The organism is Streptomyces sp. NBC_01384, from assembly GCF_045040035.1.
Lineage (GTDB): Bacteria > Actinomycetota > Actinomycetes > Streptomycetales > Streptomycetaceae > Streptomyces.
The window spans coordinates 3,192,029-3,212,404 of sequence record NZ_CP109559.1; the positions used below are offsets into that span (position 1 = coordinate 3,192,029).

The window sequence follows — 20,376 nt, forward strand, 5'->3', positions numbered from 1 at the left end:
GGCGTGTCGCGACAACTCGGTCCCGGACTACTGGCTGGGAAGTATCGAGGTCTGGTGGGCTGGTCAGTCGGCCGTTGGCGGCTGTTCGTGGTTGTCTGCGCTCGTGGAGGGAGCGGATCATGCGCGCGGCAGAGGCTGCTCCGTCCAAACGGTCTTGCCGTCGTGGGCGTAGCGGGTGCCCCACCGCTCCGTGAGCTGCGCGACCAGGAAGAGCCCGCGTCCGCCCTCGTCCGTGGTAAGGGCCCGTCGGAGGTGAGGGGACGTGTGGCTGGTGTCGGACACCTCACAGATCAGGCACTGCGTACGGATGAGGCGCAGGGTGACGGGGCCGTCGGCCGCATACCGGTAGGCGTTGGTGACGAGCTCGCTGGCGACCAGCTCGGTGGTGAAGGCCAGTTCCGTCAGCCCCCATTCGGCCAGTATCGCCGTGGTCAGCTCCCTGGCGCGGGCAGCGGCGGTCGCTTCCAGGGGCAGCTGCCATGAGGCGACATTCTGTGGCGGTAGCACCCGGGTGCGGGCGATGAGCAGCGCGACGTCGTCGGTGGGGAGGTAGTCCGTGGGCAGCAGCGCTTCAACCACGGCGTGGCAGGTGCTGTCCAGAGGATCGGCGGAGTGGGCGAGACATTCGTGCAGGTGCTCCAGCGCGGCGTCGATGTCGCCGTTGCGCGCCTCCAGGAGACCGTTGGTGTAGAGCGCGAGCAGGCTGCCCTCGGGGAGGTCCAAGTCGTACGTTTCGAACGGCAGCCCGCCCAGGCCGAGCGGTGGACCTGCGGGGAGGTCGAGCACGGTCACCTGGCCGTCCGGGGTGGACACCATCGGTGCCGGGTGGCCGGCGCGTGCCAGGGAGCAGTGCCGGGAGACCGGATCGTAGACCGCGTAGAGGCAGGTGGCCCCGAGCACCTGCTCAACCACCGACTGATTGCCGTCGGCGTTCGCCTCCAGCTCGGTGGCCAGCAGACTGACCAGATCGTCCAACCGGGCCACCACCTCGTCGGGTTCCAGGTCGAGGCTGGCCAGGGTGCGCACGGCGGCGCGCAGGCGGCCCATCGAGGCCGCGGCGTGAATCCCGTGCCCGACCACGTCCCCCACGACGAGGGCGACCCGGGCCCCTGACAACGGGATCACGTCGAACCAGTCACCGCCGATACCCGGTTCACCGCTCGCTGGGAGGTATCGACAGGCCACCTCGACGGCCGGCAGGTCGGACGCCGCACTCGGCAGCAGGCTGCGCTGCAGAGTCAGAGCGGCGCTCTGCTGCTGGGTGAAGCGGCGCGCGTTGTCGATGCAGACGGCCGCACGCGAGGAGAACTCCTGGGCCACCGCGGCATCGTCGTCCTCAAAGGGCTCCGAATGGCGCGCTCGCCACAGGCTCACTACGCCCAGCACCAGGCCGCGCGCCACCAAGGGCACCACGATCAGCGAATGAACGCCGAGACCCATGGCGATCTCGATCCGTCGCCGGTCCATGGCGTACCACTCGGGGCGGAGGGACAGCAGCCCATCGAGGATCGGGCGACGCTCGGCCAAGGCCCGCGCCTGCGGCGATCCCGGAAAGACCGGGACCACCTCGCCCTCCTGGAACGGGACCCGGCGTTCCGGGGGCGAGAGGGCTACTCGGAGCAGCGGACCTGCCACACCGGGGGGTGGTTCGTCACCAACTGTCACCGGCTTCAGAAGATCCACCGAGCAGTAGTCGGCCAGGCCGTGGACGGCCACCTCGGCCAGTTCCCGGGCGGTCTGCGTCACGTCCAGTGAGGTTCCGATCCGGGCGCTTGCCTCGTTCAGCAGGGTGAGTCTGCGTTGGGCCCGATGGCGGTCGGTCACGTCCTCGATCGTCTCGGCCACGCCGAGAACCCGGCCCGAGGAGTCCTCCATCCGGAACGCCGAGACGGACACCATCCGTTCCCGACCCGGATCATGGCGTGTCCGGGCGGACTGCTCCGTGAAGATCAACGGCTCGCCGGTCTCCAGGACGTGCCGTACCCGCTCCTCGGCCGGACCCGCGTCCTCGTCGACCAGGAATTCGCCTGGGCGACGGCCTACCGGGTCCCCGGCCGGGACGCCGCTCGCCTTTTCGACCGCACGGTTGACCCGGATCACCGTCCTCTCCGGGCTGTGGACGACCAGACCGATCGGGGACCGGTAGTACAGGCCGTCCAGCAGCGCACGGTCCCGCTGCCAGGCAATGACCTCCGCGGCAGGGGCACCGACCAGGAGCCACTCCTGGCTGTCCCCGTCCCGGGTGATCGCTCGGGCCCGGAAACCCATCTCCACACGCCGTCCGTCGCGGTGCCGGATGGGCAGGACCCCGAACCAGCCCCCCGTGCTCATGGCGTCTGCGGCGGCGGCCCGCGCGACAGGCAGGTCACGGGCGTCGATCAGGAGGTCTTGCCACGCCCGTCCGATCACTTCCTTGGCCGGATAGCCCAGCAGCTCCTGTGCACGTACGCTCCAGCCGACCACTGTGCCGTGATCGTCGAGCACAGCCGAAGCGCCACGCCCGAGGGCGAACGGATCCTCCGGACTCTCGCTGAACAGCATCGACGGTGTCCCCATAGCCACCACCTTGTCTCGGTGACTCCGATGTTCCTCCCCCCGGTCTCCGTCCGCGACTCTCCCGTTCCTCTCGGCCCGGCGGTTCGGCCGTTCGGCCGTTCGGCCGTTCGGCCGTTCGGAAGGAGTGGCATGGCGACGCTCAGCGGATGCAAGGAATGGGGTGTTCGGGTGGTCACCGCCGGGGACTGCTCCGTCACGCAGGTCGTCGTAGCGACTTGGCCGGGAGCTGCTGTGGCGCGAGTGTTCATGGCCCCTTACGCTCGCCCGCGAATCGGGCAGGCCTGTGCACCGGCCCGTGCACCTGCCCGTCAGGGCCCGCTGCCGGGCCATGACGGGCGCCCACTCACCTGCCGGGAAATCTTTGAAGTGCGGGTTGCAGCCAGTCGGTCCCGCTTGCCTTCAGACCCTCCAGGAGGCGGCAGTGGCGTTCCCGGCGTATCCCGCACGGGCCTCTGCCGCCTACCCTGAGCGCCGAGCACGTTCAGCAAGGCAGCCCTGTCTTCGTCACCGGCGTCCACCAAGGCATCGGCGATCCGCTGCGACGCCTCACTCACGTCAGTGAGCGTGTCCGCTGGTCGCAGCGTCCTTCTTGACCGTCAGCGGCAGGAGCTTCTTGCCCGTGGGGCCGATTTGGATACTGAGGTCCATCTGAGGGCAGACGCCGCAGTCGAAGCACGGGGTCCAGCGGCAGTCCTCGACCTCGGTCTCGTCGAGGGCGTCCTGCCAGTCCTCCCAGAGCCAGTCCTTGTCGAGGCCGGAGTCGAGGTGGTCCCAGGGGAGGACTTCCTCGTACGTACGCTCGCGGGTGGTGTACCAGTCGACGTCGACCCCGTACGCCGGCAGCGTCTTCTCGGCGCAGGCCATCCAGCGGTCGTACGAGAAGTGCTCGCGCCAGCCGTCGAAGCGGCCGCCGTCCTCGTAGACCGCGCGAATGACGGCGCCGATGCGGCGGTCACCGCGGGAGAGCAGGCCCTCGACGATGCCGGGCTTGCCGTCGTGGTAGCGGAAGCCGATGGAGCGGCCGTACTTCTTGTCGCCGCGGATCTTGTCGCGGAGCTTCTCCAGGCGGGCGTCCGTCTCCTCGGCGGAGAGCTGGGGCGCCCACTGGAAGGGGGTGTGGGGCTTGGGGACGAAGCCGCCGATCGAGACCGTGCAGCGGATGTCGTTCTGGCCGGAGACCTCGCGGCCCTTCTGGATCACGCTCATCGCCATGTCCGCGATCTGGAGGACGTCGTCGTCCGTCTCCGTCGGCAGACCGCACATGAAGTACAGCTTCACCTGGCGCCAGCCGTTGCCGTAGGCCGTCGCGACGGTCCTGATCAGGTCCTCTTCCGAGACCATCTTGTTGATGACCTTGCGCATGCGCTCCGAGCCGCCCTCGGGGGCGAAGGTCAGGCCCGAGCGGCGGCCGTTGCGCGTCAGCTCGTTGGCCAGGTCCACGTTGAAGGCGTCCACGCGGGTGGAGGGGAGGGAGAGGCCGATCTTGTCCTCTTCGTAGCGGTCCGCCAGGCCCTTGGCGATGTCGCCGATCTCCGAGTGGTCCGCGGAGGACAGGGAGAGCAGGCCCACCTCCTCGAAGCCCGTCGCCTTCAGGCCCTTCTCGACCATCTCGCCGATGCCCGTGATGGAGCGCTCGCGCACCGGGCGGGTGATCATGCCCGCCTGGCAGAAGCGGCAGCCGCGCGTACAGCCGCGGAAGATCTCCACCGACATGCGCTCGTGGACCGTCTCCGCGAGCGGGACGAGGGGCTGCTTCGGGTACGGCCACTCGTCGAGGTCCATGACCGTGTGCTTGGACACCCGCCACGGCACGCCCGACCTGTTCGGGACCACACGGGCGATACGGCCGTCGGGGAGGTACTCGACGTCGTAGAAGGCGGGGATGTAGACGTTGCCCGTCTTCGCGAGGCGGAAGAGAACCTCCTCGCGGCCTCCGGGGCGGCCCTCCGCCTTCCAGGCGCGGATGATCTCCGTCATGTCGAGCACGGCCTGCTCGCCGTCGCCGATGATCGCCGCGTCGATGAAGTCGGCGATCGGCTCCGGGTTGAACGCCGCGTGGCCGCCGGCCAGCACGATCGGGTCGTCGAGCGTACGGTCCTTGGCCTCCAGGGGAATCCCGGCCAGGTCCAGGGCCGTCAGCATGTTCGTGTAGCCCAGCTCCGTGGAGAAGGACAGGCCGAACACGTCGAAGGCCTTCACCGGGCGGTGGCTGTCCACCGTGAACTGGGGGACCCGGTGCTCGCGCATCAGCTCCTCCAGGTCCGGCCAGACGCTGTACGTGCGCTCGGCGAGGACGCCCTCGCGCTCGTTCAGTACCTCGTAGAGGATCATGACGCCCTGGTTGGGCAGCCCGACCTCGTACGCGTCCGGGTACATCAGCGCCCAGCGGACGTCACAGGCGTCCCAGGGCTTGACCGTGGAGTTGAGCTCTCCGCCGACGTACTGGATCGGCTTCTGCACATGCGGGAGCAGAGCTTCGAGCTGTGGAAACACCGATACAGCGGATTCGGCAGGCATCTCGCGAACCTTCGTGAGCTGGGAGGTACAGACAGGAGTGACCATCCAGCCTAACGCGGCCGGGACCGGCCCTCGTACGCCGAGCGTCCGTCCGGGCCCGCGCTCGTGCCCGTGATCAGACCCCGCCCTGGCCCGCGATCGACTCCCACTCCCCCGGAAGCGCCGCCTCGGCCGCCGCCGCCCGCTGCTCCTCGCGCCCGTGGAGCACGCCGTACGTGAACGAGCTCTCCCCCGCCGCGTACGCCAGACCTGCGAGTTCCCGCAGGGCCTCGCGGGCCATCACGCTGTCCTGGTGGTCGCCGAGCAGAGTTTGCAGGGACTTCATCGATTTGACCAGGTCGGCGGCGGGCTCGCCGAGTGCGGGGGTGGCCGCCTCGGCCGCGTAGCGGGTGCGCTTGGCCTTCTTGCGGGCCTCGTGCATCGCGAGGTCGCGGTCGACGCCGGGCGGCAGGTCGAGGGCCTGGCCGATCAGGTCCGAGACCTTCGTGAAGTCCTTTCGTACGGCCTTGGCGATCTCCTTCTCCGGGGCCTTCGAAGCCGCCTTGAGCAGGGGCGGATCGGCCAGCAGTGCGTCCAGCGCGGTCAGCAGGTCCAGGTAGCGCTGGCCGTCCAGTACGGCGAGCAGTCGTTGCCGGGAGCCGGAGCCGCGGGCCCCCGCCCAGGTGCTCAACCGGGTGTGGACGGGGCCCATGACGAGGGTGGGCGGGAGGTCGTCGAGCGCCGTCGTCAGGCGTTCGGTGAGCACCTCCTGGTCGCGGCCGACGCCCAGCTCTGCGGCCAGCCACTTCAGCTCGTCGCCGATCGGGTCGGTGACGGTGCGGTCGAGGACCTTGCCGTACGAGCGGAAGGCGCTGCGGAGGCGGCGGGTGGCGACGCGCATACGGTGCACGGAGTCGTACACGTCGCGGCGGACGGCGGGGTCCAGTTCGATGATCGCGTCACGCTGGGCGCGGAGGTACGCGAGGACGTGGTCGCCCGCGCTGACCGGGGTCGGCTGCGTACCGTTCCCGGGTTCCGGACCTGCCTCGCCCCGCTTCTTGCGCCGCGGGGCGGTCTCGGCCAGTGCCCTCGCCAGCTTGGACGGCGAGGACGACCGGTTGACGCCTGCCTTCCGGAGTTTCTTCTCCACCTTGTCGAGGAAGGCCGGGTCGCCGTCGTCGGCGAGTTCCACCTCGATCTCGGTCCACTCGACGGTGCCCGTGCCCGTGCCCCTGCCCGTGTCCTCGCCGCCGCTCAGGCGCTCCGCGCGGACGCGGTCGACGCTGACCTCGGCCAGCAGGTCACCGGAGGCGTCGACGAGGTGGCGGATGTCGCGGGCCGAGCGGAGACGTACGACGGGGACGAGCTCGGCCTCGCGGATGCGGGAGCGGACGAGGGCGGTCAGGTCTTCGGGGACGGTGTCGGAGAGGGGGGCGCGGATCTCGTCGCGGACGCCTTCGGAGACGGGGAGTTTGAGGTGCCAGCCCGCGTCGTCGCCGCCGGTGCGACGGCGGAGGGTGAGGGAGGCGGTGGCGAGCCGCTGGTCGGCCGTGTCGTAGTACGTGGCGTCGAGTTCGGCCACACCCTTGTCGATGACGCCCGAGACTCCGGGTACGCCGGTCAGGTCCGGGAGTGGCGCGTCGCCGCCGGCCGGGGGACCCTCGTACTTCCGCTCGATTTCGCGCTTGGTGTCCGCCATGACCTGAATCTAGTAGCAGCGGGGCCGGGATGGCAGTGCCCGAGCCTTACGGGACTCCCGGGAACGCCCGTTTTCGGCCCCCGCCACCCCTGAACGGCCGCGTCCTCGAACGCCGGACGGGCCGAATGACGCGGGCCGGGGTGAGGCTTTCAGGGGCGCCACGAACGCGCCCCCTCCCACCCGACCGCCGGAGACCTACGCCGACAGGGGCCGCTGCACCCTGATCGACTGCAACAGCCCCACCGCCACCCACACCGCGAACATCGACGAGCCGCCGTAGGAGACGAAAGGCAGTGGCAGGCCCGCGACCGGCATGATGCCCAGCGTCATGCCGATGTTCTCGAAGGCCTGGAAGGCGAACCAGGCGATGATGCCGGCGGCGACGATCGTGCCGTAGAGCTCGGTGGTCTCGCGGGCGATGCGGCAGGCTCGCCAGAGGACCACGCCCAGGAGGAGCAGTATCAGGCCGGCGCCCGCGAAGCCCAGTTCCTCGCCCGCGACCGTGAAGACGAAGTCCGTCTGCTGTTCCGGGACGAATTGGCCCGTGGTCTGCGAGCCGTGGCCGAGGCCCGTGCCGAAGAGGCCGCCGGAGCCGATGGCGATGCGGGCCTGGTTGGTGTTGTAGCCGACGCCGGCCGGGTCGAGGTTGGGGTTGGCGAAGGCCGCGAAGCGGTTGATCTGGTATTCGTCGAGGATCTTGAGCTGCCATATGGCGATCGCGCCCAGCGCACCGGCACCGAGCAGGCCGAACACCCAGCGGTTCGACGCGCCGGAGGCGAGCAGTACGCCGAGCACGATGATGACCGCGACCATGATCGTGCCGAGGTCGGGCATCAGCATGATGGCCATCATCGGGACGGCGGCGAGGCCGAGGGCCTGCAGGACCGTGCGGTGGTCGGGGTAGAGCTTGTCCCCCGCGTCCACCCGGGCCGCGAGCAGCATCGCCATGCCCAGGATGATCGTGATCTTGGTGAACTCGGCGGGCTGGAGCGACAGGCCGCCCGCGACGAGCCAGTTGCGCTGGCCGTTGATCGTCGCGCCCAGCGGGGTCAGCACCAGCAGGATCATGAAGACCGAGAGGCCGTACAGGATCGGGACCGCCGTGCGCAGGGTGCGGTGGCCCAGCCAGACCGTGCCGATCATCAGGCCGATGCCGATGCCGGTGTTCATGAGGTGGCGGATGAGGAAGTAGTACGGGTCACCCTGGTTGATCTCGGTGCGGTTGCGGGTCGCCGAGTAGACGAGGGCCGAGCCGATCAGGGAGAGCGCGATGGCCGACAGCAGTATCGGCCAGTCGAGGCGGCGGGCCAGTGAGTCGCGGGCCAAGAGGCGCGACAGTCCGCCGCGGTCGGGGCCGTAGCCGGAGACGGAGAAGTTGTTCGCTCCGGTCATGTCAGGATCCTCGTCCCCCGCCGCTTCTTCGGACGGTCCGTACGCCTTCGGGTAGTGCGGTTACTGGCCGTCGGGGACGGCGTGGTGCCCGCGGGCAGCTGCTGGTCGGTGGCCCCGGGCGAGGGCGACTCGCTGGCCTGCAGTTCCTTGACCGGGTCCTTGGAGATCTCCGGGGTGTCGATCGAGCCGTCCGTCTGGATCTTCGGGAGGCTCTTCTCCGGGGTGGGCAGGAGGGCCTTCTTGTCGTCGATGGAGCCGTCGGCCTGGACGCCGTACAGCGCGTTGTAGATGTTGCGCACGGCCTCACCGGAGGCGCCGGAGCCCGTACCGGCCTGGGCGATCGTCATGACGACCGTGTAGTCCTTGGTGTACGTGGAGAACCACGAGGTGGTCTGCTTGCCGTAGACCTCGGCGGTACCGGTCTTGGCGTGCAGCGCGATCTTGTCCTGCGGCCAGCCGCCGAACTTCCAGGCGGCGGTACCGCGGGTGACGACGCCTTCGAAGGCCGAGTCCATGCCCTTGAGCGTGGCCTGGCTGATCGGCAGCTTGCCGCTGACCTTGGGCTTGATCTCCTGGACGGTCTTGCCGTCGGCGCTGATGATCGCCTTGCCGATGGTCGGCGCGTGGATGGTGCCGCCGTTGGCGATCGCCCCGTAGATCATGGCCTCCTGGATCGGGGTGACGAGGGTGTCGCCCTGACCGATGGAGTAGTTGATCTCGTCACCCTCGCGCATCTTGTTGCCTTCGAGGCAGTTCTCGTACGCGATCTTCTCGACGTAACTGCCGTCCTTCTTGCCGGACTTGCACCAGGCGTCCTTGTTGGCCTTCCAGTAGTTCAGCTTCCACTGGCGGTCCGGGACGCGGCCGGTGACCTCGCCCGGCAGGTCGATGCCGGTCTGCTTGCCGAGGCCGAACTGGTGGGCGGTCTTGAAGAAGTAGTCCTTGGGCTGACCCTTCTTCGGGTTGATGCCGCCGTCCTTCTTCCACTCGTTGTCGCCAAGGCCGTAGAAGACGGTGTCGCAGGAGACCTCAAGGGCGCGGCCGAGCGAGATGGGGCCGAAGTTCTCCCCCTCGAAGTTCTTGAAGACCTGTCCGCCGACAGAGTACGAACTCGTGCACGGGTAGTTGCCGTTGAAGTCGTAGCCTGCCTGGACCGCGGCGGCCGTGGAGACCACCTTGAAGGTCGAACCGGGCGCGGACTGACCCTGTATGGCCCTGTTGAGCAGCGGGTAGTCGGAGTTCTTCCCGGTGAGGTTCTTGTAGTCCTTGGCGGAGATGCCGCCGACCCAGGCGTTCGGGTCGTACGTCGGGGCGGACGCCATGGCGACGATCCGGCCGGTCTTGGCCTCCATCACGACGACAGCGCCGGAGTCCGCCTTGTAGTTCTCGCCGGTGATCTTGTCGAGCTGCTGGCGGGCGGCCTTCATCGCCGTGTCCAGCTCGTACTCGGCGACCCGCTGGACGCGGGAGTCGATGCTGGTGACGAGGTTGGAGCCGGACTGAGCCGCGTCGCTCTTGGCCTTGCCGATGACCCGGCCGAGGTTGTCGACCTCGTAGCGGGTGACGCCGGCCTTGCCGCGCAGTTCCTTGTCGTACTGGCGCTCGAGGCCGGAGCGGCCGACCTGGTCGGAGCGGAGGTAGGGCGAGCTGGTGTCCTTGGCCTGGGTGATCTCGGCGTCCGTGACGGGCGAGAGGTAGCCGAGGACCTGCGCGGTGTTGGCCTTGCCGGGGGCGGCGTAGCGGCGTACGGCCTCGGGCTCGGCGGTGATGCCGGGGAAGTCCTCGGAGCGCTCGCGGATCTGCAGGGCCTGTTTGGCGGTGGCCTCGTCGGTGATGGGGATGGGCTGGTACGGAGAGCCGTTCCAGCAGGGCTGCGGAGTCTTCGCGTCGCACAGCCGCACCTTCTGGATGACGTCCTCGGGCTTCATGCCCAGCACGCCGGCCAGCTTGGTCAGAACCGCCTTGCCGTCGTCCTTCATCTTCAGCAGGTCGGTACGCGAGGCGGAGACCACGAGGCGGGTCTCGTTGTCGGCGATCGGCACGCCCCGCGCGTCCAGGATCGAGCCGCGTACGGCCGGCTGGACGACCTGCTGGACGTGGTTGCCGGAGGCTTCCTTGGCGTACTCCTGGCCGTTGCGGATCTGGAGGTACCAGAGGCGGCCGCCGAGGGTGCCGAGGAGGGAGAGGACGAGGATCTGGATGACGACGAGTCGGATCTGGACCCGTGGGGTCCTGCCGGTCTCGGGAATGTTGGTCACTGGTGCTGCCTCCCCCTCTCAGTGTGTGTACGAGACATGGGCGCGCGAGCCGCATTCGTACCGGTCACCACATGCGTACGCGTCATACGAGTACACGGTGAACCTGAGGGCGCTCACCCCGGGGTCGATCAACTGTTGTGCCCTCACAGGCGCTTGACCCCCTTGATGCGCCCCGCGCGGGCGACGCGCGCCCGGGCGGCCTTGACCCGGTGGCCGCGCTGGCTGCCGATGCGCAGGCCGGTCCCGGAGGACAGCCAGCCCGAGGAGACGTCGGCGGCCTTGGCGGACGATCCGGTCTCGGAGAGCGGGTTGTTCTCGGAGCGCCGGGCCAGGGCCATCAACCCCGGGACCACGAACGGCGCGAGCAGCAGGTCGTACAGGGCGGCCGTGAACAGCAGGCTGCCGAGGCCGACATGGCGGGCGGCGGTGTCACCGACGAGGGCGCCGACACCGGCGTACAGCAGGGTGGAGCCGATCGCGGCGGTGACGACCACGGCCATCGGGCCGGTGGCGGACTTGAGCTGGCCGTTCTCCGGCTTGGCCAGGCCCGCGAGGTAGCCGACGACGCACAGCACGAGGGCGTAGCGCCCGGCGGCGTGGTCGGCGGGCGGGACGAGGTCGGCGAGCAGCCCCGCGCCGAAGCCGATGAGGGCGCCGCCGACATGGCCGTAGACCATGGCGAGGGCCAGCACGGTGAGCAGGACCAGATCCGGGACGGCGCCCGGGAGGTGGAGACGGGCGAGGACGCTCACCTGGATCACCAGGGCGACCACCACCAGGGTGGTGGAGAGCAGCATCCGGTTGAAACGCATGGGATTCGGCTCCTACGGCGTCTGGCCGGTGGCGGGCTCGGACGCCGAGGGGGTGACCGTCACGGTCACGGTCGGCGTGGGCGTCGGTTTGGGCTTGGGTGGCAGCACCGTGTCGCGTGGATCCTTGCGGGGTGCCTCGACGACGACGCCGACGATGTCGAGCTTCGTGAACGAGGCGTACGGCGTGACGTAGATGGTCCGGGTCAGGTCGCCGCCGGACGGGTCGACGCGGGAGACCACGCCGACCGGGACGCCCGGCACGAAGGGCTTGTCGGCCTGCGAGCCGAAGGTGACCAGCCGGTCCCCCTTTTTGACTTTCGCCTTGCCGTTGAGCATCTCCACCCGCAGCGGGCGGTCGCCCTGACCGGAGGCGAAGCCGATCTCGTCGCTGGTCTCCATCCGCGTGCCGACGGTGAAGTCGGGGTCGTTGGCGAGCAGCACGGTGGCGGTGTTCGGCCCGACGGTGGTGACCCTGCCGACGAGCCCGTCGCCGTTCAGGACGGTCATGTCGCGCTGGATGCCGTCGTTCGAGCCGACGTCGATCGTCACGGTCCAGGAGAAGCCCTGGGCCGCTCCTATGCCGATGACCTCGGCGCCCTTGATGCCGTACTGCCCGTCTCCGGCCATCTTCAGCATCTTGTCGAGCTGGGTGAGGCGATTGCGGTTGCGGTCGTCACTGCCGAGCTTGGCCTTCAGCACCGAGTTGTCGTGCTCGAGTTGGGCGATGCGGTCGTGCCGGCCGCCGGAGTCGCGGACCGCGGCGATCGCGTTGCCGACGGGGTTGACCGCGGAGGACACCCCGTTCTCGATCGGGCCGAAGACCGTCGCGGCGGCCTGGCGGGCACCCTGGACCGGTGAGTCCTGTCCACCGCGGATGTCCACCGTGATCAAAGCGAACGCGATGGCGATCAGCAGCACCAGGAGCAGCCGGCTCTCTCGTGTGTCCCTCACGTGCGGCGGCCGTGCCTTCCTCGTCGGAATGGGTCGGATCGATGGGCCGGATCGATGGGTTGGATCGATGGGCCGGATCGAATCCGAACAGGTCAACAGGAACGCACCCCGAGCGAGTGATGACGCCCAAGGGTGTTATGGGGGAGCTTATGCCTCAATATCAACGATCCGCCGTACGAGAAGGGTTCATCTCGTACGGCGGAATCGAAGAGTTACCTCATCTGCGCGGCTGGGCGTCCAAAACCTGCTGGAGCGCCTCGAATTCCTCGACGCACTTGCCGGAGCCGAGCGCCACGCTGTCCAGCGGGTCCTCGGCGATGTGGATCGGCATGCCGGTCTCGCGGCGCAGCCGCTCGTCGAGCCCGCGCAACAGCGCCCCGCCGCCGGTCAGAACGATTCCGCGGTCCATCACGTCACCCGACAGCTCCGGCGGGCACTTGTCGAGCGTCGTCTTCACGGCGTCGACGATCGCGTTGACCGGTTCCTCGATCGCCTTGCGGACTTCGGCCGCGGAGATGACAACGGTCTTGGGTAGCCCGGAGACGAGATCCCGGCCGCGGATTTCGGTGTGCTCGTCGGTGTCGAGGTCGTACGCCGAACCGATCGTGATCTTGATCTGTTCGGCGGTCCGCTCACCGAGGAGGAGGCTGTACTCCTTCTTGATGTGCTGGATGATCGCATTGTCCAACTCGTCGCCCGCGACGCGGATGGACTGGGCCGTGACGATGCCGCCGAGCGAGATGACCGCGACCTCCGTGGTGCCGCCGCCGATGTCCACCACCATGTTGCCCGTGGCCTCGTGGACCGGCAGGCCGGAGCCGATGGCCGCGGCCATCGGCTCCTCGATGATGTGCACCTGGCGGGCGCCGGCCTGGGACGACGCCTCGATGACGGCACGGCGCTCGACGCCCGTGATGCCCGAGGGCACACAGACGACGACACGGGGACGGGCAAGATAGCGCCGCTTGTGGATCTTCAGAATGAAGTAGCGGAGCATGCGCTCGGTGATCTCGAAGTCGGCGATGACACCGTCCTTCAGCGGACGCACGGCAACGATGTTGCCCGGGGTCCGCCCGATCATCTTCTTCGCCTCCGAGCCGACCGCGAGGATGCCACCGGTGTTGGTGTTGATCGCGACGACGGACGGTTCGTTGAGTACGATCCCGCGACCCCTGACGTACACCAGCGTGTTGGCGGTCCCGAGGTCGACAGCCATGTCACGGCCGATGAACGACATTGAGTTCCCCATCAGGATTCGTCTGGCCTTCCCAAGCGGAGCTTTGACGGCTTTTTAGGAACGGCGAGGTGGGTGCAGTGACGTGAAGGCTTCCATCGTAGACGCGCCTGCACGAACACCGCGCGAGGGTCTTCGCCATTGTCAGCATGCGTGGCGCCGCCCCGCTTCTGGAGACGGGCCAACAGGGGGACGCGTTCCCCCGATCGGCACGCATATGCCGCGGGACGGCCGGAATTTCCACGGCCGTCCCTGGTCGGACATCAAAGTGAGGCGCAAGTGCCTTACAAGCCACTCCAAGCCCTTTACAAGCCGTTACAAGAACATCTTGCAATCGTGATGTCGGAGCGGCCGAGGAAGGCGTCGAGCACGGCTGTCGGGCACGGCTCGAGTGGCCTCAGACGCGGCCGGGGAAGAAGATCTTCAGCTCGCGCTCGGCGGACTCCTCGGAGTCGGAGGCGTGGATCAGGTTCTCGCGGACGATCACGCCGTAGTCGCCACGGATGGAGCCGGGGGCGGCGGCGATGGGGTCGGTGGGACCGGCGAGCGCGCGCACGCCCTCGATGACCCGCTCGCCCTCGACGACCAGCGCCACGACCGGCCCCGACGCCATGAACTCCACCAGCGGCTCGTAGAACGGCTTGCCCTTGTGCTCGCCGTAGTGCTGCTCCAGCGTGTCCTGGTCCAGTGTGCGCAGCTCCAGCGCGGTGATCTGCCAGCCCGCCTTGCGCTCGATACGGCTGATGATCTCGCCGGTCAGGCCGCGACGGACGGCGTCGGGCTTGAGGAGGACGAGGGTGCGCTGGCTCACGGTGGTGGCTCCTTCGGGTCACAAGTGTGCGGGTGATCGAGGCTACAGGGCGTGTCTGGGTGGTCGTTACGCAGAGTCAGGTGGGCGGGGGCGGGTGGGCGCGGCGCCCCTGGCGGGGTCTGCGGCGGAGCCCCAGAAGGATGGGACGGGCAGGGGCGGCGGGGGCGAGAACCCTTACGCCGGTTTCCCCCCGGCCTCCGCCTGCGCGGCGAACCTCGCCTTGGCCTCGTCGATCTTCCGCCCGTAGTGCACCGAGGCCCACCACAGCGCCGCGAAGATCGCCCCCAGGAAGAACATCGATCCCACGAAGAACCCGCTGGCGATCAGCGCGATCTGCAGGGCCCAGCCGAGCTGGACTCCCCCGGGCCGGGTGATCATCCCGCAGAGCAGCACACTCACCGCCATGAAGATCCCGCTGACCGTCCACACCGTGGCCATGGACAGATCGGGGTCCTTCATCGCGACGAGTCCGGCGAAGCCGATGACGAAGAACTCGCCGATCAGAGTCGAAGCACAGAGCGTACGCACAGCGGTCAGCCCCTCCTCAGGAGCAGTCGGGCCTCGCCGACGGTGATGACGGAGCCGGTCACGAGAACGCCGCCGCCCGCGAACTCGCCCTCCTCCTCGGCCAGCGTGATCGCGGACTCGATCGCGTCGTCGAGCCGCGGTTCGACCTGGACCCGCTCCTCGCCGAAGATCTCCACGGCGATCCCGGCCAGTTCGTCCGCGTCCATCGCGCGATGGCTGGAGTTCTGGGTGATGACGACCTCGGCGAAGATCGGCTCGAAGGCTTCGAGCAGCCCCCGTACGTTCTTGTCGCCGCTCGCGCCGACGACCCCGATCAGCCGGCTGAAGTCGAAGGCCTCGCCCACGGCCTCGGCGGTGGCACGGGCGCCCGCCGGGTTGTGCGCGGCGTCCAGCACGACGGTCGGCGAGCGCCGTACGACCTCGAGGCGGCCCGGCGAGGTGACGGAGGCGAACGCCTTCCGCACGGTGTCGATGTCGAGCCGCTGGGCGTGCGCCGCGCCGACGCCGAAGAACGCCTCGACCGCGGCGAGCGCCACGGCGGCGTTGTGCGCCTGGTAGGGGCCGTGCAGCGGCAGGAAGATCTCCTCGTACTCCCCGCCGAGCCCGCGCAGGGTGATGAGCTGCCCGCCGACCGCGACCTGTCGTGCGACGACCCCGAACTCCAGGCCCTCCCGGGCCACGGTCGCGTCGACTTCCACGGCCTTCTTCAACAGCACCTGGGCCGCGTCCACCGGCTGCTGCGCCAGGATCACGGTCGCGCCCTGCTTGACGATGCCGGCCTTCTCGGCGGCGATCTCGCCGGGCGTCTCGCCGAGCCGGTCCGTGTGGTCGAGGTCGATGGGCGTGACGACGGCGACGTCCCCGTCGATCACGTTGGTGGCGTCCCAGCTGCCGCCCATGCCGACCTCGACGACGGCCACATCGACGGGGGCGTCCGCGAAGGCCGCGTACGCCATACCCGTCAGCACCTCGAAGAACGACAGCCGGTACTCCTGCCGGCCGTCGACCATCTCGACGTACGGCTTGATGTCGTTGTACGTCTCGATGAACCGCTCGGCGGAGATCGGGGCGCCGTCGAGGCTGATCCGCTCGGTGACCGACTGCACATGGGGGCTGGTGTAGCGCCCGGTACGCAGGTCGAAGGCGCCGAGCAGGGCCTCGATCATGCGGGCGGTGGAGGTCTTGCCGTTCGTGCCCGTGATGTGGATCGACGGGTACGCGCGCTGCGGCTCCCCCAGGACGTCCACCAGCGCGGCGATCCGGCTGACGGACGGCTCCAGCTTGGTCTCGCCCCAGCGGGTGGCGAGCTCGGACTCCACCTCGCGCAGCGCCTTGTCGACCTCGGGGTCGGCCGGGCGCGCGGGCACGTCGGCCTGCCGGCCTGCGTCGCTGCCCTGGGTGCGCAGGGTACGGCTGCCGGCCTCGATCACCACGAGGTCGGGGTCGCGGTCGCCCGCCGCGGAAGCGGCTGATGTCTGCGCGGCCTCGACGATCTCGTCGAAGAGGCCGAGCGCGTCGCGGGGTTCCGACTCGTCTGACTCGCTGCTGTCGTGCGGGGGAAGGTCACTCACGGTTCCAGTCTACGGAGCCGGGGGATGGTGGGGTTTTCGCCCCCCTCCGCCCCGGCCCGTCCCATCCTTCCGGGGCTCCGCCCCAGACCCCGCCAGGGGCGCTACGCCCCCCTGGACCCCCATCGGCCTGGACCCCCATCGGCCTGGACCCCCATCGGCCTGAACGGCCTCGTTTGTGCGGCTCCGCCGCGTAGGCGTGACCAGATCCACCCACCCGCGGCCGAAGAACCCCGAAGGCCCCCGGAACCTCAAGGGTCCCGGGGGCCTTCGGTCACGTACGAACCGGCGGTTACGCCTCCGGCAGGCGTTCCAGCTGGGCCAGGATGCGGGCGATGTCCTCGTCGGCCTTGGCGAGCCGCGTGCGGATCTTCTCCACCACGTTGTCCGGCGCCTTGGCGAGGAACGCCTCGTTGCCGAGCTTGGCGCCCGCCTGGGCCTTCTCCTTCTCGGCGGCGGCGAGGTCCTTGGCGAGCCGCTTGCGCTCGGCCGCGACATCGATCGTGCCGGAGAGGTCGAGCGCCACCGTGGCCCCGGCGACGGGAAGCGTCGCCGTGGCCGCGAAGGCCTCGCCCTCCGGCTGCAGCCGCAGCAGCTGGCGGATGGCCGCCTCGTGCGGGGCGAGGGCGGTGCCGTTCAGCGTGAGCCGGGCCGGCACGCGCTGGCCGGGCTGCAGCCCCTGGTCGGCACGGAAGCGGCGGACCTCCGTGATGACCTGCTGGAGCGTCTCGATCTCACGCTCGGCGGCGGCGTCGCGGAAGCCGGAGTCGGTCGGCCACTCGGCGATGACGACCGACTCGCCGCCGGTCAGCGTCGTCCACAGCGTCTCCGTGACGAAGGGGACGATCGGGTGGAGGAGACGGAGCGTCACGTCCAGGACCTCGCCCAGGACACGACCCGACACCTTCGCCGGCTCGCCGCCCGCCATGAACGTCGTCTTGGACAACTCGACGTACCAGTCGAAGACCTCGTCCCACGCGAAGTGGAACAGGGCGTCCGACAGTTTGGCGAACTGGTAGTCGTCGTAGAGGGCGTCGACCTCGGCGACCGTGGCGTTCAGCCGGGACAGGATCCAGCGGTCGGTGGCCGACAGCTCCTCGGCGGGCGGGAGTTCACCCTCGACCGTCGCACCGTTCATCAGGGCGAAGCGCGTGGCGTTCCAGATCTTGTTGGCGAAATTGCGCGAGCCCTGGACCCAGTCCTCGCCGATCGGGACGTCGACGCCGGGGTTGGCACCGCGCGCGAGCGTGAACCGGAGTGCGTCCGAGCCGTACTTGTCCATCCAGTCCAGCGGGTTGACCGCGTTGCCGAAGGACTTCGACATCTTCTTGCCGAACTGGTCGCGGACCATGCCGTGCAGGGCGATGGTGTGGAACGGCGGGGTGCCGTCCATCGCGTACAGGCCGAACATCATCATCCGGGCGACCCAGAAGAAGAGGATGTCGTAACCGGTGACCAGGACCGAGTTCGGGTAGAACTTCGCGAGACTCTCGGTCTGCTCGGGCCAGCCAAGGGTCGAGAACGGCCACAGGCCGGAGGAGAACCAGGTGTCGAGGACGTCGGTGTCCTGCCGCCAGCCCTCACCGCTCGGAGCCTCGTCGTCCGGGCCGACGCACACGACTTCGCCGTTCGGCCCGTACCAGACGGGAATCCGATGGCCCCACCACAACTGCCGTGAGATGCACCAGTCGTGGAGGTTGTCGACCCAGTCGAAGTACCGCTTCTCCATCTCCTGCGGGTGGATCTTGACCCGGCCGTCGCGGACCGCGTCACCGGCGGCCTTGGCGAGCGGGCCGACCTTGACCCACCACTGCATGGACAGCCGCGGCTCGATGGTGGTCTTGCAGCGCGAGCAGTGGCCCACGGAGTGGACGTACGGCCGCTTCTCGGCGACGATCCGGCCCTCGGCGCGCAGCGCGGCGACGATGGCGGAGCGTGCCTCCAGACGGTCCAGACCCTGGAAGGGGCCGTGGGCGGTGATGACGGCGTGCTCGTCCATGACGGTGAGGGACGGCAGGTTGTGGCGCTGGCCGATCTCGAAGTCGTTCGGGTCGTGGGCCGGGGTGACCTTGACCGCGCCCGTGCCGAACTCGGGGTCGACGTGGGTGTCCGCGACGACCGGAATGAAGCGGTCGGTGAGCGGGAGGCGGATGTTCTTGCCGACGAGGTGCCGGTAGCGCTCGTCGTCGGGGTGTACGGCGACGGCGGTGTCACCGAGCATGGTCTCGGCGCGGGTGGTGGCGACGACGATCGTGTCGTCGCCCTCCCCGTACTTCATGGAGACCAGCTCGCCGTCGTCGTCCTGGTACTCGACCTCGATGTCCGAGATGGCCGTGAGGCAGCGCGGGCACCAGTTGATGATGCGCTCGGCGCGGTAGATCAGCTCGTCGTCGTAGAGCTTCTTGAAGATGGTCTGGACGGCCTGGGACAGCCCTTCGTCCATGGTGAAGCGCTCACGCGACCACGCGACGCCGTCACCGAGGCGGCGCATCTGGCCGGAGATCTGTCCGCCGGACTCGGCCTTCCACTGCCAGACGCGCTCGACGAAGGCCTCCCGGCCCAGGTCGTGCCGGGACTTACCCTCCTTGCCCAGCTCCCGCTCGACGACGTTCTGCGTGGCGATGCCGGCGTGGTCCATGCCGGGCTGCCACAGCGTCTCGTACCCCTGCATGCGCTTGCGGCGGGTGAGGGCGTCGATGAGGGTGTGCTCGAAGGCGTGCCCGAGGTGCAGGCTGCCCGTGACGTTCGGCGGCGGGATGACGACGGTGTACGGCGGCTTGTCGCTCTTCGCGTTCGCCTCGAAGTAACCGCGTTCTACCCAGCGCTCGTACAGCGTCCCCTCGACCTCGGCCGGCGCGTACTGGGTCGGCAGTTCGGGATTGGGCTCTGATTGCGGCTGCTGAGAGTTCTCGGTCACGGGGTCAGTTTAGGGGCGTCACCACCCTGTCCCGAAACCCGATTCTTCGTAACGGTCCGCCCACCACTGCCCTGGCGCCTCAGGGGTTACGCCAGGATGTCAGGAACACATAAACATCTGGAGGGGAACCCAGAGATGAGCTACAACCAGCCGGGCCCGTACGGTGGGCAGCCTCAGCAGCCCGGACCGTACGGGCCGCCGGGGCAGCCCGGACCGTACGGCCAGCCGCCGCAAGCCCCGCAGCCCGGTTACGGCTACCCGCAGCAGGCTCCGCAGTCTCCTCCGCAGCCCGGTTACGGCTACCCCCAGCAGACTCCCCAGGGTGCCCCGCCCCAGCAGTCCCCCTACGGGCAGCCCGGCTACGGCCAGCAGCCCCCTTACGGCCAGCAGCCTCCGTACGGTCAGCAGCCCTACGGGGTCCCGCAGCCGCCCGCGCCCGGCGGCGGCAAGAAGAAGACGGTGCTCATCATCGGCGCGGTCGCTGTCGTCGCCGCGATCGCGGTGGGGGCGTCCCTCGTCCTCGGCGGCAGCGGCAGCGGTTCGGTCGCGGACGACGGCCCGCACAAGCTGACGACGCCCGCGACGGTCATCGACGCCACCTACAAGAAGTCCGACAGCTCCGGCGACAGCCCCACGGTGTCCGCCAGCGACATCAAGGACTTCGAGAAGTGGGGCGTGAAGAACGCCAAGGGTGTCGGTGCGGGCTACGTGAACGGCACGGGTGCGACCGCGAAGAACCTCTCCTACAGCGGCGTGTACGGCACCATCGACGACCCGGAGGCTGTCGTCGACGCCATGTTCGCCGAGGTGAAGACGGAGTCCCAGAAGAACCAGAACAAGGACAGCACCAAGGGCAAGCTGCTCGGCAGCCCGCAGGAGTTCAAGCCCTCCGGCTTCAGCAACGGCATCATGAAGTGCCAGGAGGCCGAGATCACGAACACCGACTCGTCGACCTCGACGGCCGGCACCCCCAAGACCGTGAAGGTGCCCCTGTGCGTCTGGGGTGACCACAGCACGGTCGCCTCTGTCACGTCGCTCGATTTCGCCGCCTTCCTCACGGGCAAGAGCGCTTCCATGGACGACACGGCCGCTCTCACCGCCAAGCTCCGCAACGACGTCCGCGTCAAGATCTGACCGCACGAGTCAACCGCGAG

13 protein-coding genes are annotated in these 20,376 nt (G+C 69.1%); 1 reads left to right on the plus strand and 12 read right to left on the minus strand.

Annotated elements, in window-relative coordinates:
* Positions 1-117 precede the first annotated feature (117 nt).
* From OG747_RS14480 to OG747_RS14535, 12 genes are all read right to left on the minus strand, one after another.
* The gene (locus tag OG747_RS14480; RefSeq protein WP_405879735.1) at positions 118-2,556 is read right to left on the minus strand and encodes a SpoIIE family protein phosphatase; all 2,439 of its coding nucleotides are present in this window, start codon (positions 2,554-2,556) and stop codon (positions 118-120) included.
* A 555-nt stretch (positions 2,557-3,111) separates the two neighbouring features.
* Positions 3,112-5,073 (minus strand): TIGR03960 family B12-binding radical SAM protein, encoded by a 1,962-nt coding sequence (locus OG747_RS14485; RefSeq protein WP_405879737.1) that lies wholly within the window; start codon positions 5,071-5,073, stop codon positions 3,112-3,114.
* Positions 5,074-5,188: 115 nt separating this feature from the next.
* Positions 5,189-6,751: a CHAD domain-containing protein gene (locus OG747_RS14490; RefSeq protein WP_405879738.1), complete on the minus strand. Its 1,563-nt coding sequence runs from the start codon at positions 6,749-6,751 to the stop codon at positions 5,189-5,191.
* 195 nt (positions 6,752-6,946) lie between these two features.
* On the minus strand, positions 6,947-8,143 hold the full coding sequence (rodA, locus tag OG747_RS14495; protein ID WP_405879739.1) for a rod shape-determining protein RodA: 1,197 nt from the start codon (positions 8,141-8,143) through the stop codon (positions 6,947-6,949).
* The gene (mrdA, locus tag OG747_RS14500) at positions 8,140-10,401 is read right to left on the minus strand and encodes a penicillin-binding protein 2 (RefSeq protein ID WP_405879740.1); all 2,262 of its coding nucleotides are present in this window, start codon (positions 10,399-10,401) and stop codon (positions 8,140-8,142) included. The genes rodA and mrdA overlap by 4 nt, the downstream gene beginning before the upstream one ends.
* 143 nt (positions 10,402-10,544) lie before the next feature.
* A complete protein-coding gene (gene mreD / locus OG747_RS14505; RefSeq protein WP_405879741.1) occupies positions 10,545-11,213 on the minus strand; it encodes a rod shape-determining protein MreD in 669 nt (222 codons plus the stop codon).
* A gap of 12 nt (positions 11,214-11,225) precedes the next feature.
* The gene (gene mreC / locus OG747_RS14510) at positions 11,226-12,164 is read right to left on the minus strand and encodes a rod shape-determining protein MreC (RefSeq protein ID WP_405879742.1); all 939 of its coding nucleotides are present in this window, start codon (positions 12,162-12,164) and stop codon (positions 11,226-11,228) included.
* A gap of 217 nt (positions 12,165-12,381) precedes the next feature.
* A complete protein-coding gene (locus OG747_RS14515; protein ID WP_037645353.1) occupies positions 12,382-13,401 on the minus strand; it encodes a rod shape-determining protein in 1,020 nt (339 codons plus the stop codon).
* A gap of 394 nt (positions 13,402-13,795) precedes the next feature.
* The gene (gene ndk / locus OG747_RS14520; RefSeq protein WP_054231901.1) at positions 13,796-14,209 is read right to left on the minus strand and encodes a nucleoside-diphosphate kinase; all 414 of its coding nucleotides are present in this window, start codon (positions 14,207-14,209) and stop codon (positions 13,796-13,798) included.
* Between the two features lie 174 nt (positions 14,210-14,383).
* Positions 14,384-14,737, minus strand: a complete 354-nt coding sequence (locus OG747_RS14525; RefSeq protein WP_405879743.1) for a DUF4233 domain-containing protein — start codon at positions 14,735-14,737, stop codon at positions 14,384-14,386.
* Positions 14,738-14,742: 5 nt separating this feature from the next.
* Positions 14,743-16,308: a bifunctional folylpolyglutamate synthase/dihydrofolate synthase gene (locus tag OG747_RS14530; protein WP_405879744.1), complete on the minus strand. Its 1,566-nt coding sequence runs from the start codon at positions 16,306-16,308 to the stop codon at positions 14,743-14,745.
* 289 nt (positions 16,309-16,597) lie between these two features.
* A complete protein-coding gene (locus OG747_RS14535) occupies positions 16,598-19,222 on the minus strand; it encodes a valine--tRNA ligase (RefSeq protein WP_405879745.1) in 2,625 nt (874 codons plus the stop codon).
* A gap of 135 nt (positions 19,223-19,357) precedes the next feature.
* Between OG747_RS14535 and OG747_RS14540 the strand changes: the two genes are divergently transcribed.
* On the plus strand, positions 19,358-20,356 hold the full coding sequence (locus OG747_RS14540; RefSeq protein ID WP_405879746.1) for a hypothetical protein: 999 nt from the start codon (positions 19,358-19,360) through the stop codon (positions 20,354-20,356).
* The last annotated feature ends 20 nt before the right edge of the window (positions 20,357-20,376 follow it).